Raw genomic sequence first — 491 nt, 5'->3', positions numbered from 1 at the left:
GACGCCACCGGTCGCGCCGCCGGTGGAGCCCAGGCCGCCGGATCCGCCGTTGCCGCCGTTGCCGCCGTTGCCGATGCCGCTGTCGGCGCCGTCGCCGCCGTTGCCGCCGGTGCCACCGGTGAGGCCGATGGCGCCGTCGGCGCCGCCCTTGCCGCCGATGCCCGGTCCGCCGCCGGTGCCGCCGTAGCCGACGCCGCCGCCGGTGCCGCCGTCACCGCCGTTGCCGACCGCACCGCCGTTGCCGGCCGCGCCGCCGTTGCCGCCGATCCCGCCGGTGCTGACGCCGCCGGCACCACCGTTGCCGCCGATCCCGCCGTTGCCGCCGTTGCCGCCGACACCGCCGGTGCCGCCCCAGCCGGCCGGGCCGGACGAGTTCACGCCGGTGACCTTGCCGTTGCCGCCGCTGCCGCCGTCGCCGCCGTTGCCGCCGTTGCCGCCGGACCCGCCGGCGCCACCCTGACCGCCGTTGCCGTGGGTGGCGGTGCCGCCCG

1 protein-coding gene is annotated in these 491 nt (G+C 81.1%); it reads right to left on the bottom strand.

Features of this window, described 5'->3' with window-relative positions; all coding sequences use genetic code 11:
- Window positions 1-491 (bottom strand): hypothetical protein (locus KIH27_RS23390; RefSeq protein WP_214095102.1); only part of this gene is annotated, 491 nt, incomplete at both ends.

The organism is Mycolicibacter acidiphilus (assembly GCF_018455725.1).
GTDB lineage: Bacteria > Actinomycetota > Actinomycetes > Mycobacteriales > Mycobacteriaceae > Mycobacterium > Mycobacterium acidiphilum.
This window is presented reverse-complemented; position numbering and strand designations above follow the sequence as displayed.